Consider the following 13,290-nt stretch of genomic DNA (forward strand, 5'->3'; position numbering starts at 1 on the left):
AAAATAAGGGTTGAATTATTTAGATTAAAAAGATTAACGCTGTACGTTTCTGATAATTACAGTCTGACCGCCTTCTTTATTTGTATTGATTCCTGAACCATCTGCATTTTTAAATGCATCGCTTTGCCAGGTATGAGGATGAATATTTACCGTAAAAGTATCCGGAACACCAATAATATCTGAGATATCTTCCATTGCACCAAATTCCCAGCTTCCAAATCTCATTTCACCCGTTTGGTTGTACAATGTATTCCAAGCTGCATCTGTTCTTTTATGGTTCATGTTTAACCAAGGCTTATTTTGTTTTGAAGCGATATTATATTGCCAGATATAAGAATCGTGTTTTGCATCGGCATAATAGCTGTCACCATCTTCCTGGATGTAAACGTAATTTTCTGTAACACATAGATTATCAGGATTAATGATTCCGGTTCCTGGAGTACTGTCACCTTCAACGGCCAGTTCTAATGTTCCTTTTAAAGGATCATTGGCATCCATTTTTAATTTATAAACTCTTCCCCACATTGTGTAGCCATCAACAGGAACGTTTGAAGCTGCCTGACCTGTAGCCGTAAAATAAACCTCTCTATTATTGCTCGCACTGCCTTTTCGGTAATCAACGTCTTCGACTCTTGAAAAACGGATTGCACCCAAGGAATTTACAGTTGTATTAATTACAGCACCGGTTAAGTTTTTAGCATCTGGAATTTCTACAAATGAAACTGGATATGAATTGTTTAAAGTCATTGTAGTTTCTACCTGATTTCCGTCTGTTCTTTTTAAAGCATATAATTTTCCGTTAGATAGATCACCAACGGTATTGCTCATATACATAATTAACTGACCGGCACTTGCGTGAGAAGTTGCATACGATTGATCTTCACCAATTAATATAACTGTTTTTCCGGGATATGCTTCTTTTGGTAACGGAACAGCGTTTTCCATACTTGCTTTTCCTAAAGCAGGTAAAACTCTGTCGGTTCTGCTTTTGTCTGTAGACAATCCCAGCGGATTAATTCCGTGAACCATACTTTCCTGACCACTTTCTCCAGCGGTTAAAAAGATAGGGCCAAATCCATGAACCTCAGGAGTTACCAAAGTTGCAGAACACAAACGTGTTAATCCGCCAATTCCATCCACAAGATAATCTCCTTTTACAGGTTTAAAAGTTTTATCAAGATAAACTCGCGAAACCGATTGCAAAATTTCGTGATTCGTAATCATAATGTAACCTTCTTCGGTTGGATTTTTCATTAATCCTGCACCGTCAGGCTGAGCGCCGTAAATAAAAGCAGGGGATTCTGGTAAAACATCGGTAGTACTGATTAAAGTACTGATTTTAAGATTTTCGAAACCTGTCATTGGATAAACAAAAGCAGGAACTTTTGAATGTGATGTAAAATCAATATCTGCATTTACATCGTTAGAAGAGTCTTTTGAATCATCATTTTGGCAGCTAATTACAGAAAGTCCTGTAAATCCCAGTAATGCTACTGATTTTAAAAAATTAAATTTCATAATAGTTTGTTTTTTGTTTTTTAACAAAGCTATCTTTCAAAATCAATATAGATGTTATGCCAGTTTTTTCTTTTTGCTAATAAAAATAAGGTATATATTACTAAATGGTAAATAAGTTGTGCTAAATGTAAATTTTAGCTTCATAAAAAAAATGCAAATTATTTAAAAATCTGATTCAAATTAATCTCTTTTTTCTCTTTTAATTTCTTTACAATCTTCAAAAACGCAATAGCAGTAATATAAGCATCGCCTAAAGCGGTATGCCTGTCTTTTTTTGAAATATCAAATTTATCAGCAAGATCATCTAAGGTATAATGATCTTTTCTTTCAAATAAATGCGATTTAATTAAAGTCTTTTTATACAAATGTGCCGTATCTAAAGTTTTGTTGGTTAAAGCTGGTAAGCCATTTCTTTCCAGGGCTTTATTGATCATTGTAACATCAAAAATAGTATGGTGTGCGATAATAATAGAATCGCCTAAATAGGTCAAAAATTGCTGCAAAGCTTCTAATTCATTAGGGCGTTTTAAGACAAAATCTTTCAAAATACCGTGAATCTGAGCAGTCGATTTATCATAATGATCTTGTTGAATGTAAACTTCGAAACTATCCTGAATCGATATCATATTATTTTGCAAAACTAAGGCGCCAATGCAAAGGATTCTGTCATTATCATAATCAAAGCCGGTAGTTTCTGTATCTAAAACTACAAATCTCGTTTCTTCAATACTGATATTTTCATCAAATAAATTATCTTCTTTTTTCCAAAAATTAAATAAACTCATATTTATACCACATTTGAAACATTAAATCTAACACTAATCAATTCCTGAAGTTCCTTGATTGTTTTAAAAGTCCTTTTGAGTTTTATTTTTTCCATTTTTGATAAAGATTCCAACGCTATAAATTGCCCCGAATCATTATGTAAAAGTCCTTGTTTTGTTCTAAATTTCAATAGCGCTTTAAACGAATAAGAGCAGGATAAATACAGTTCTCTATTGTTGGGTTCCAGTTCGGCCAATTTTTCAAAACGCTCCGCTGTATTACTGATTGATTTAACCGAATGCGATAAAATCAAAACACGTGCAGCATCAGTAAGTGGCATTAAAGCACGTCTTTTAATATCAAAATTATCCTTATTTGCACCATCTTGTTCTACCAGAAATTGTCTAAAAAAACCCGTTGGCGAAGGACTCTGTAAAGCGCCACTCACTAAGTGAACATAAAAAATAGGGTTTGCTTTTACATTTTCAAAAATAAAATCAGAAAGTTCATTAGTAAGCTCTGTATCACCATAAGTTACACTGTAATCGAAGAAAATAAAAGATAATAAAACCTCATTTTTTCCCGGATTCGTAATCCAATGATGCACTTGGCTTTTCCATTCGTCCAGACTCATACACCATTTTGGATTCGAAGCCATCATTTCTGCAGGGCAATAATCGTAGCCAATATCAAAAAGACCTTTGTTAACGAGAGCGGCAAATTTTAAAAAATAAACTTTTGTTTCATCCCTAAAAACTTCCGACACATTTTCATATACAATTGCATTATCCTGATCCGTATGCAGCATTTGCTCGCTTCTCCCTTGACTTCCTAGTGCCAGCCATGCAAATTTTACCGGTGGCGGACTGCTCATTTTTTCGATACAAATTTCAATAACGCGCGTTGTACAGGCTTCGTTCAATTCGGTTATGATTTTAGAAATCAAGGTCATCGGAATATTTTGATCTAAATATCCCTGAAGCAATTGCATGATTCTGGCACGGATAGGTTTAATTTCCTTTGCTTTTTTAGCTCTTTTTAAAGCTTTTATCAAAACAGCAGGATTATTACCCAACGCCACCATTACATCATGTTTAGATAAAATACCAACCGCTTTTGTATTTACAGTTCCGTCTTTTGTAAGGCATAAATAGTTGATGTTGCTTTTCATCATTGCCATTTGCGCCTCTGTAACCGTCATTTTCTTAGGATATGTCACGACTGGCTTCGTCATAATGGTTTCCGCCGTGGTTAGGATCGAATAATCACCGGTAACAATTTTATTACGTAAATCTTTATCCGTAATAATACCAATCGGAAGCATTTCATCAACAATCAAAATTGCCCCGACTTTTTTCTTATTCATTATTTTTGCAATATCTCTTGCCGTTGTCGACGGACTGCAAGTCACAATTTTCTTCGAATATTTTATAGGTTGTAAATCGAAAGAATCTTTTGTAGAATGTAAATTGTCGTTTCCTAAATCGTCGCCGTATAATTTATCTTTATGAATATCCGAATAAGGATTGCGGGTATTGGAGGCGTAACTTTCAATCAGGAAATTACCAACATTTCTGTTCTCCAGCGCATAAGGTTTAAAAACAGCAATTGGAATCGCATAAAGAATACTTTCTTCATGTGCCACGGCTTCCATAATATAATTTTCCTGTGCTAAAAGCGGACGCAAGCCAAAAATATCACCTTCATCACACATGTCCAAAACATTGTTTTTAGAACTTTTTTTAAGTGCAATTGCCCCTTTATGAACCACATAAAAAGAATCGTGCGTTTTATCATTTTCTGCAAAAATAATAGCATCTTTATCTTTGTAAACAATAGAAATTTGCTCAGATAATTTTTCAAGATCCTTTTGATGCATAAAATTAAAAGGTGGATAATCCTTTAAAAAGTCGGCAACTCTATGTGAAATCGTGTTTTTCATGTGTAAGATTTGAGTTGTAATTTAACATTTAAAATAGAAATGTAAAAGAAACACATTAAAATATTTATGTTTTACAAAAAAGGCACAAAAACACAAAGATATAAACTTTGCGTCTTTGTGCCTTTGTGGCAGAATTAGTAGTTTATTTAATCAATTTTATAAACCTTCCCACGTTGTTTTTCTTCAGAACCCACCATTCCAAATTCAAAAGTATAAGAATCTTTAGAAGTATTTAAAATCTTCATGCTGATTGCTTTTTCCTCAGCCATGTTTTTTGGGTGTTTTTTCTGCAAAACATATTCGCAATCACTTACCCAGCGAATTGTTGATGTGTCTGTTTTTCCTTCAAAAGTCTCGATTTCAATATTGTCTTTACGTTCAAAAACAGTTGTTTTTTTAACGCCATTTACTTCAAACTCAAATTTGAATTTTCCGGTTTTAAAATCTTTGCAATTGTGTTCTGCGTTATAACAGGAGAATAATGTGACTAACGGTAAAAGGAATATAATTTTTTTCATTTTAAATTTAAGTTGTTTTTAGGAGCTGTCTGGAAGTAAAAGTTAAAGGTTAAATGTTAGAAGTTAAATCTAAAATCTGAATTCTAAAATCTAAAATCGTTTCAATTCATCATCGGTAAAGTTCTTGATTTCTTTTTCTTTGGCAAACTTTTCAGCATTGTAATTTCCTGATTTATTTTTCGGAATTGATAAACTATCCCAATCTCCATTTTTCAATTGTTTCGCATAAAAAACAATCTGCCCCACATGATAAGGATAATGAGCCAATTGACGATTTATGGCTTCAATAACGGTATGACCTTCATTTCGAATATAAATAATATCCGAAAGCTGTTCAGGGTTTAAACCGTTTAACGCACCAAGAAAACAATCCCAGCCTTTGTTCCAAATCTCAAGAACTTCTTCTTTAGATTGTAAATCATTTTCGAACTCAGCATCACGATTGCGCCATTCTTTTTCACCATCTGATGTGAGAAAGTCCGTCCAGCGCGATAACATATTGCCCGAAATGTGTTTTATAATTGTTGCAATACTATTGGTGTCTTCATTTACAGAAACAAAAAGCTGTTCAGGCTCTAATTGTTCGATGGATTTTTCGCCGAGCATTTTATAATACAAAAACTGCTTTTTAACGCTTTCTAAATAGGATTTAGTTGCTTCCATAATTTGATATTTAAAGAAATTAACATTTCGCTCCGATGGAGCTGTTAGCAATAAATTTGTTGTTTTCTATAAATATGTTACCCCGCCGGGGTATTACTTTTATTAGAAAATTATAATCAAAACTGTTAAATACAAACTCCTTTAGGAGTATAATATTTATAGAAAATTATTTATTTCAAGTTGATTTAGCCTCGTAGAGGTGGTATAATCTAAACGAAATCAAACAATCTTGATATCGTATTTGTCCAATAATCCCACAATTCCATCATTCGAAAATTGCGCTTTTCTCATCGGATTAAATTCCGGATCTATTTTATAATTGTAGGCGGTTTTAAAATTTACTGCCGCCAATTGTGTATCATTAAAAATAGCACCTTCCAGATTGCAATTATCAAAAACCGAACTCGTTAAATTGGTTCCGATGAAGGTTACTTCTCTAACCGAGCAATTTATAAACTTGGTTTTAGGCATTTTTTTATTCGAAAAAATAGCATAATCCAAAGTGCATTCTTCAAAATAAACCTGGAATAAAAAATCATCACATTCATTAAAAGCGATTCCAAGAAGTTTACAATTTTTGAAAGTCACATTCTTCAAACTCGTGCTGAATAAACTTGTCATAGACAAATTGCAATCGATAAATTCGCAGTCTAAAAAAGTATTGTAAGCAAAATTACTGTTAGAGAAATCACAGTTTTTAAACACACAATCTTCAAACTCCCGATTGTTTATTTTTTTGTCGATGTATACGACTTTCTCGAATGTTTTCTGAATGTGAATTAGGCTTTCCATTTGTATCTGGTAATTATAATATTTGAAATTGTAGTAGCGATAAACCTGACAGGTTTTAAAAACCTGTCAGGTTTACTGATATGGAAAATTAGTCATTAAACAAACCCTTCATAATAATTTTCAATCCATAAAAAATTAAAAACATAGCACTTAAACAAGCTACAATTCCAATTCCTAAAACCAGATAATGCCAGTTTGTATGCTGATTCTGAAAAGCATTATATATTAAGGAAGGTCCAATAAATAATAGCGGCAATGAACCCGATAGATATTTAACGCCTTTTCCTAGTAATTCTTTATTTGTTGCCATTTTAATTTTTTGTTTTGAAAAGTTTCAGGTTTCAGGTTTTTTTAGTTTCAGGTTTACTTGCGAAATCTGCTCATTTTTGTCATCCTGACGGAGGAAGGATCTTCACAAGAAACTCCGTAAAGTAAATTACCATCTATGGCGAGTTAATTACGAAGATCCCTCGTTCCTCGGGATGACAAGATTGTGGTTACTTTGCGACCTTAAGAAACTTGTTTTTAAGCTAATCTTAGCGAACTTTGCGAAAAACCTTTGCGACTTTGCGGTAAAATAGCATGCAGTTAAGCTAGCATTTTATTTATTATAATTGTCAACAGCATTCCTAACGCTGCCGTATTTCTTCAATAATTCAGACCCTTCTTCGTACGAAACTGGAATTTCTCCCATAATCATTTTTACGCCGCGATCGACCAATTTGATATTACTCAATTGCATATCGACCATTTTATTTCCTTTTACTTTTCCAAGCTGAATCATAGCTGCAGTCGAAATCATGTTTAAAACTAATTTCTGAGCAGTTCCGGCTTTCATTCTCGAACTTCCGGTAACGAATTCAGGACCAACCACAACTTCAACAGGAAACTGAGCCGTTAAAGCCAGCGGACTTCCCGCATTATTTGTAATACATCCCGTAAGGATATTATTTTGATTACAAGTATCTAAACCGCCAATAACGTACGGAGTGGTTCCAGAAGCAGCAATCCCGATAACGACATCATTTGCGCCAATATTATTTGTCTGCAAATCAATCCAGGCTTGAGTGGCGTTGTCTTCGGCATTTTCTACAGCACGACGAATGGCAGTGTCGCCACCGGCAATAATTCCGTTTACCAAATCAAACGGAACACCAAAAGTTGGAGGACATTCTGATGCATCAACAACGCCCAAACGTCCTGAAGTTCCGGCGCCGATGTAAAATATTCGTCCGCCCAGTTTTAATTTAGCAACAACCTGAGCCACTAAAGCTTCAATTTGCGGAATCGCTTTTTCGACTGCATTAGGAACGGTTTTATCTTCATTATTGATATTCGTTAGCAATTCATGAACCGACATTTTTTCTAAATGTTCGTATTTTGATGCTTGTTCTGTGGTTTTAGTAAATGTCATTTTTTGTAGAAATAGTTATCCTCCAAAATTAAACTTTTTTATGGCAAATCGGGAAAAATTAGAAAGTAAACTCATCACGATTTTAAACTTTTTCAGTGACTTTTCTTTTCTATGAATACTTTTTCAAAACCTTGCTGAACGAACTAAAATATTATATTTGTTAAATATAAAGGACAAATGGATAAATTAAGTTTTTTGAATGGTATTGCATGGATGGCAGTTTTTGTTTCCCTGTTATTATCTTTCTTTTTATTAACTGTAAAAACAGAAAATAAATTAGCAAACCGGTTATTTGCATGTTTTTTTATTTTAACGGCAGTCGATCTCAGCGGATTTTTCGTTTACGATTATCTTAGTAATTATCTTGATCTGGAGATTTTTAGGTGGACAACCTGCCTGCTTGAAATGCCTTTGTTTTATCTTTATGTATTAGCGGTTTGTTATAGTGATTTCCGTTTAAAATGGAAACATTTAGTTCATACAATTCCATTTATAATAGTGAATTTGGTTTTTGTTCCCAGGTTTTATTTTGCGTCGGGTATTGATAAATTGAATTTCTTTCAGTTTCATGATCAATCTCCTGAAATGTACTTTTTTCATGTTTTAGTCGAAATTCAGTATTTATTTTACATTATAAGTGTCTTTTTGATTTTGAAAAAATACAGAGAAATATATCTGGAGAATTACACAAATCCAAGTACTTCAACTTATAAATGGCTTTTTCAAATGACATCGGTTTTTCTTGCTGCACATTCGCTTGTTGCTTTAAAAAGTATGTTGCGATACACCAATTTCGATGAAGCTTTTATTTGGGCAAATGTTTTGGTAGGAAGTGTCGCTTTGTTCGTAACGTGCTGGTTTATTTTGAAGGCAATGAATCATCCGGAACTTTTTAGAGGAATTAATTCTAAATTGCAATTAACGAAAGACATTCTTCCTAAAGAAGAAAATAAGACTTTTGAAAAAGAGAATCAAAACGATGAAATTACAGCTCAAATTTTACTGTTAAAACAATATATGGCTGATCAAAAACCTTATCTGGATCCTTCGCTTACGATTCAGGAATTGGCCAATCAAATAAATATTCCCGTTCGTGATTTATCAGTTTTGATTAATCATCATATGGATCAGCATTTTTTTGATTTTGTAAACGAATATCGCATTCAAAAAGCAATGAATATTTTAAAAGATAAGTCAAAGAATGATTTAACCATTTTGGAAATATTATACGAAGTAGGTTTTAATTCGAAATCATCTTTTAATACTTCATTTAAAAAATATACAAGACTTACACCAACTGAGTATAGAAACAGTTGAAAATAAGTATTTTGTAAAAAGTCGAACGCCATACCCAATAAAGTCGAACCAATTTCCTCTCAGGAAAATGGTTCGACTTTTTTTTGTCGGTCGATTCCGGGAAATTTCTAAGGCAACTTTGCTTCAAATTAATTGAACAAGTTTAAAATTAGAATCATGAAAAAAGCAAACCTCCTAATCTTTTTATTATTGCCTTTATTTTGTTTGGCACAATCAACATTTGCATTAAAAGGAAAAGTAACGAATTCATCAAATCCGCTGGAATGGGCAGATGTTTCAATACTAAATGCAGAAGGAAAAATTATTGACGGAATTACAACAAAACAAGACGGAACTTTTGAAATCAATATTAAAAAAGGTTTTTATAAAATAGAAATAAGTCTTTTAGGATTTACAGATTTTCAAAGAGAAATTTCAGTAGAAAGTGATTTAGATTTGGGAATTATTTCTTTAAAAGAAAGCGCAACGAATTTGAATGAAGTTGTCATTAAAACCCAAAAGAATATTGTCGAACAAAAAATAGATCGTGTGGTTTATAATGTCGAAAATAATATTTCGACTGCGGGCGGAGACGCATTAACTGCGATAAATACGGCGCCGGGCGTTGTGGTACAAAGCAGTGCCATAAATATATTAGGAAAAGGCGCGTCGAGAGTAATGATCGACGGAAGAATGATCGAATTATCTGGTGAAGAATTGAATGATTTTTTGAAATCAATTTCGGCAAGTGATATTAAAAGTATCGAAATCATTGCAAATCCTCCGGCAAAATATGAGGCAAACGGCTCTGGCGGAATCATTAATATTATTATGAAAAAAGGAATTCGTGATTCCTGGAAAAATACTTCTATTCTGTCTTACGATCAAAATACGTACGGAATTTATACGCTTAGAAATAGTTTTTTTCACAATAAAAACAAATTCAGATTTGCTGCCAGCGTAAATGGCCGTCTTGGAAATAGCAGAAGTACAGAGGATTTAGACATCAATTATCCAAATGGACTTTGGCAATTACGAGATGATTCAAAACAAAAAGAGAATAATCTTTCGGGTCGTTTTTCATTGGATTATGATGTTTCGGATAAAACAACAATTGGATTTCAGTATTTAAACGAAAGATATAATCCGGATATGAAATCTAATACGGTGATTAAAATTTTCAATAATCAAAATTCGGTCGATTCATTGTTAGTAAATAACGGTTTCAATAATAAATATTCTGGAAGTCAGACTTATAATGCGCATTTGGTTTCGAAATTAGATACTATTGGCAGAAAATTTAGTATCGATCTGGATTATTTTACATACGATTCTAAATTCGATAAAAATTTTACGGCAAATTCATATTCACCAGACGGAACATATCAAAACACCAATCAATCTGCGCGAAATAATTCTAAACAAAATATTGATAATTATAGTATTAAGGCTGATATGGAACATCCAATAGCATTTATGAATTTATCTTATGGTGCAAAAGCAAGTTTTATAAAAAGTAATAGTAATGTTTTCTACTATAATACAATTACAGGAAATCCGGTGTTAGATCCCAATCAGTCGAATGTATTTGAATACACAGAAAATAATCAGGCAGTTTATATGAATGTTGATAAAAAAATGAATGAAAAATTAAGTGTTCAATTGGGTTTACGCGCCGAAAATACACAGACAAACGGGTATTCTGGAACTTTAAGCCAGGAAGTAACCAATAATTATCTAAAGTTGTTTCCTAGTCTTTATTTAGATTATAAATTGAATGTTAATCACGGCCTGAATTTTACTTACGGAAAACGTATTAATCGTCCGGGATTTGGTTTATTGAATCCGTTTCGTACTTATATTAACAGTAATAGTTATTCTGAGGGAAATCCTTTTTTGAAACCTTCATTTAGCAATAATTTTGATTTTACGTATTCGTACAAAAAGAATTTGAGAACCAATATTTTCTTTAATGTTATAAATGATGGTTATGGTGTTATTTTTAGGTCAAATCCAGAGACAAATACGCAAATTATAAGCAGAGAAAACTATTTTAATGAAAGTTCATTTGGAATTGGAGAGAGTTACGCTGCTGAAGTTACAAATTGGTTCGAAACGCAAAGTTCTGTTTATCTTTTAGGATCAAAAACTACTTTTATTTCGAATATAAATGCTGTTCCTTCAAATAACGCACAGCTTTATTTTACTACAGAAAATACTTTTTCGTTGGGTGAAACAACAAAATTGCAAGTCGAATACTTTTATAGCTCTCCGTTTAAAAAAGGTTTATATGAAATTGGATATATGGCAGGTTTAAATCTTGCGGTAAGACAAAGTTTTCTTAAAAATAATTTACAATTAAGTTTTCTTGTCAATGATATTTTTAATACTTCTTATTTAAAAGATTATAAATCTGTGGTAAACGGTGTTACTCAGGTTTACAGTCAAAATGAAAGTAACAGATTTCTCAGATTATCTGCGACTTATAACTTCGGAAACAAAAAAATAAAAGTTCAGGAAAGAGATTTTGGGAATAAAGAGGAGAAGAAGAGAACTAAATAAGTAGTCGATTAGAAAATGAGTCAATTAGATAATTTTTTACTTGAAACTTGAAACCTGAAACTTCATTTTGCGTGAGGGATAGGAGCTGGCTACCGAAGTAGCGCGGATAGCCCGACCGAATTTGCGAAAGGCGCACATAAGCGGTTTGCTAAATAGCGCCTTTTGTGAATTTGGTCACGCCCTAATTATAATAGAAATGCAAGTAAAATTCCCAGGACAATCATTGAAACTTTGGCAACATTAAATTTATGCCCTTCGCTGCTTTCGAAAATAATGGTCGATGAAATATGAAATAAAATACCAATTACGATCGCAGTAATTTCAGTATAATATTGATTTAAAAAAGATAAATATTCTGAAGCAATTGTGCCAAGCGGCGTCATGATAGCGAAAGTGAGCATAAAAGCAAAAATGGCTTTTTTGTTTAAACCTGCATTGATGAAAAAAGTCGTTAGAATTACGGCAATTGGCAAATGATGAATTGCAATTCCAACCGCTAAACCATGATGATGACTTACGGGAAAACCTTCAAGAAAAGCATGAACACACAAACTAATAAATAATAACCACGGAATTTGCGACATTTGTGCATGCCCGTGAACGTGTCCGTGTTCGGCACCTTTTGAGAAAAACTCCAAAATGATCTGGAATAAAATTCCGACCATTATGAATAAACCAATATTGTGATTATGAGATTCGTAAACTTCAGGCAATAAATGCATTACGGTTAACGATAATAAAAATGAACCACTAAATGCCAATAATAGTTTTAGATTGGTTTTGTTTTTGGGTTTTAAAAACAAAGCCACAGCATAGCCCAGAAGTACAGAAAATAAGGGTAAAAGGTAGTTCATTATTTTGTTTAATCGTTTTTTTGTTTAAATCGTTTAATCGGTTTTGTTACTTTGCTTAAATCGATTAAACAAATTAACAGTTAAACAATTAAACCTACTTAAAAATCATGATTAATCGTTCGCTTTCGGTTTTGTGGAATTTTTTGAGTTTGTAGTCTCCAAAAATATCTAATAGAAAAATGCCGGCTTCGGCCATTAATTCTTCAAAATCTTTTAGGGTTAAAGCTTTTACTTTTTCAGTAAAATGGTACTTTTTACCTTGATCTTCAAAATCTATTTCCTTAAAAATATGACCGTCCTGAACATATCTTTTTATTTTAAAATCGATTCCGTCAACTGTTTTTACTTCTTCGGGAACTAAAGTTTCGATTACGTTTGTCACATTCATAAAATCGATCACTGCAAAACCATATTCTGATAAGCTTTCTTTAATGGCTTTTAAAGTTGTTAAGTTATCATCGTCGCTTTCGAAATAGCCAAAACTGGTAAACAGATTAAAAATAGCATCGAATTTTTCTTCAAAAGGTTCGCGCATATCATGCACTTTAAAATGAAGGGTTTCGTTGCTGTTTTTATTGGCTTCGGCAATACTGTTTTCAGATAAATCTGCTCCTAAAACATTAAACCCAAGCTGATTTAAATAAATAGAATGACGTCCTTTTCCGCAAGCTAAATCAAGAACTTTTGCTTTTTCGGGCAGGTTTAAATAATGCGTTAGATTATCCATAAAAATCTGCGCTTCTCTGTAATTTCGGTCTTTATAAAGAATGTGATAATACGGAGTATCAAACCATGATGTAAACCAGTTTTCGGTGTTACGCTCCTGATTTGGTGTTGATGAGTTTGGTGCTTCAGACATTTATTCTATTTCAATTAATTCAAAGTCCGGCAAATTTAGTGTATTTTTGCCGAAAAATAACTATTTCGTGACGATACCTGAATAATCAGATGTGTGTATGCGATCGG

At 32.9% G+C, this 13,290-nt stretch carries 12 protein-coding genes; 2 read left to right on the forward strand and 10 right to left on the reverse strand.

What is annotated here, in order from left to right:
* Positions 1 to 33: 33 nt before the first annotated feature.
* The 8 genes from SD960_RS13770 to murQ all read right to left on the reverse strand — a co-directional run bounded on the left by SD960_RS13770 (position 34) and on the right by murQ (position 7,612).
* Positions 34 to 1,518: an alkaline phosphatase PhoX gene (locus SD960_RS13770; protein WP_318803969.1), complete on the reverse strand. Its 1,485-nt coding sequence runs from the start codon at positions 1,516 to 1,518 to the stop codon at positions 34 to 36.
* Positions 1,519 to 1,676: 158 nt separating this feature from the next.
* Positions 1,677 to 2,303 carry a 3'-5' exonuclease gene (locus SD960_RS13775; protein ID WP_318803971.1) on the reverse strand — a complete coding sequence of 209 codons (627 nt, stop codon included), beginning with the start codon at positions 2,301 to 2,303 and terminating at the stop codon, positions 1,677 to 1,679.
* A 2-nt stretch (positions 2,304 to 2,305) separates the two neighbouring features.
* A complete protein-coding gene (locus tag SD960_RS13780; RefSeq protein ID WP_318803974.1) occupies positions 2,306 to 4,225 on the reverse strand; it encodes a DUF294 nucleotidyltransferase-like domain-containing protein in 1,920 nt (639 codons plus the stop codon).
* Positions 4,226 to 4,371: 146 nt separating this feature from the next.
* Positions 4,372 to 4,743: a hypothetical protein gene (locus SD960_RS13785; protein ID WP_042564570.1), complete on the reverse strand. Its 372-nt coding sequence runs from the start codon at positions 4,741 to 4,743 to the stop codon at positions 4,372 to 4,374.
* A gap of 90 nt (positions 4,744 to 4,833) precedes the next feature.
* Positions 4,834 to 5,406: a DUF1572 family protein gene (locus SD960_RS13790; protein WP_318803979.1), complete on the reverse strand. Its 573-nt coding sequence runs from the start codon at positions 5,404 to 5,406 to the stop codon at positions 4,834 to 4,836.
* A gap of 219 nt (positions 5,407 to 5,625) precedes the next feature.
* Positions 5,626 to 6,198 (reverse strand): pentapeptide repeat-containing protein, encoded by a 573-nt coding sequence (locus SD960_RS13795; protein WP_318803982.1) that lies wholly within the window; start codon positions 6,196 to 6,198, stop codon positions 5,626 to 5,628.
* Between the two features lie 88 nt (positions 6,199 to 6,286).
* Positions 6,287 to 6,508: a DUF6095 family protein gene (locus SD960_RS13800; protein ID WP_318803985.1), complete on the reverse strand. Its 222-nt coding sequence runs from the start codon at positions 6,506 to 6,508 to the stop codon at positions 6,287 to 6,289.
* Positions 6,509 to 6,799: 291 nt separating this feature from the next.
* The gene (gene murQ / locus SD960_RS13805) at positions 6,800 to 7,612 is read right to left on the reverse strand and encodes an N-acetylmuramic acid 6-phosphate etherase (protein ID WP_318803987.1); all 813 of its coding nucleotides are present in this window, start codon (positions 7,610 to 7,612) and stop codon (positions 6,800 to 6,802) included.
* Positions 7,613 to 7,789: 177 nt separating this feature from the next.
* Between murQ and SD960_RS13810 the strand changes: the two genes are divergently transcribed.
* The gene (locus SD960_RS13810) at positions 7,790 to 8,929 is read left to right on the forward strand and encodes a helix-turn-helix domain-containing protein (protein WP_318803989.1); all 1,140 of its coding nucleotides are present in this window, start codon (positions 7,790 to 7,792) and stop codon (positions 8,927 to 8,929) included.
* A 156-nt stretch (positions 8,930 to 9,085) separates the two neighbouring features.
* Entirely contained in the window at positions 9,086 to 11,470 is a 2,385-nt protein-coding gene (locus tag SD960_RS13815) for a TonB-dependent receptor domain-containing protein (RefSeq protein ID WP_318803992.1), read from the forward strand.
* Between the two features lie 185 nt (positions 11,471 to 11,655).
* On the opposite strand, the gene SD960_RS13820 is transcribed toward SD960_RS13815, so the two are convergent.
* Complete coding sequence (locus SD960_RS13820; RefSeq protein ID WP_318803994.1) at positions 11,656 to 12,324, reverse strand: ZIP family metal transporter; 669 nt, start codon at positions 12,322 to 12,324, stop codon at positions 11,656 to 11,658.
* 94 nt (positions 12,325 to 12,418) lie between these two features.
* Positions 12,419 to 13,183 carry a class I SAM-dependent methyltransferase gene (locus SD960_RS13825; RefSeq protein WP_318803996.1) on the reverse strand — a complete coding sequence of 255 codons (765 nt, stop codon included), beginning with the start codon at positions 13,181 to 13,183 and terminating at the stop codon, positions 12,419 to 12,421.
* Positions 13,184 to 13,290: the final 107 nt, after the last annotated feature.

The organism is Flavobacterium sp. MMLR14_040 (assembly GCF_033657265.1).
Taxonomy (GTDB): domain Bacteria; phylum Bacteroidota; class Bacteroidia; order Flavobacteriales; family Flavobacteriaceae; genus Flavobacterium.

Excerpts from the sequence above, each read along its gene's own strand:
- SD960_RS13770 (WP_318803969.1), bottom strand. The coding sequence starts at position 1,518 with ATGAAATTTAATTTTTTAAAATCAGTAGCATTACTGGGATTTACAGGA.
- SD960_RS13790 (WP_318803979.1), bottom strand. The coding sequence starts at position 5,406 with ATGGAAGCAACTAAATCCTATTTAGAAAGCGTTAAAAAGCAGTTTTTG.
- SD960_RS13815 (WP_318803992.1), top strand. The coding sequence starts at position 9,086 with ATGAAAAAAGCAAACCTCCTAATCTTTTTATTATTGCCTTTATTTTGT.
- SD960_RS13820 (WP_318803994.1), bottom strand. The coding sequence starts at position 12,324 with ATGAACTACCTTTTACCCTTATTTTCTGTACTTCTGGGCTATGCTGTG.
- SD960_RS13780 (WP_318803974.1), bottom strand. The coding sequence starts at position 4,225 with ATGAAAAACACGATTTCACATAGAGTTGCCGACTTTTTAAAGGATTAT.
- SD960_RS13775 (WP_318803971.1), bottom strand. The coding sequence starts at position 2,303 with ATGAGTTTATTTAATTTTTGGAAAAAAGAAGATAATTTATTTGATGAA.
- SD960_RS13810 (WP_318803989.1), top strand. The coding sequence starts at position 7,790 with ATGGATAAATTAAGTTTTTTGAATGGTATTGCATGGATGGCAGTTTTT.
- SD960_RS13795 (WP_318803982.1), bottom strand. The coding sequence starts at position 6,198 with ATGGAAAGCCTAATTCACATTCAGAAAACATTCGAGAAAGTCGTATAC.
- SD960_RS13825 (WP_318803996.1), bottom strand. The coding sequence starts at position 13,183 with ATGTCTGAAGCACCAAACTCATCAACACCAAATCAGGAGCGTAACACC.
- SD960_RS13785 (WP_042564570.1), bottom strand. The coding sequence starts at position 4,743 with ATGAAAAAAATTATATTCCTTTTACCGTTAGTCACATTATTCTCCTGT.
- SD960_RS13800 (WP_318803985.1), bottom strand. The coding sequence starts at position 6,508 with ATGGCAACAAATAAAGAATTACTAGGAAAAGGCGTTAAATATCTATCG.
- murQ (WP_318803987.1), bottom strand. The coding sequence starts at position 7,612 with ATGACATTTACTAAAACCACAGAACAAGCATCAAAATACGAACATTTA.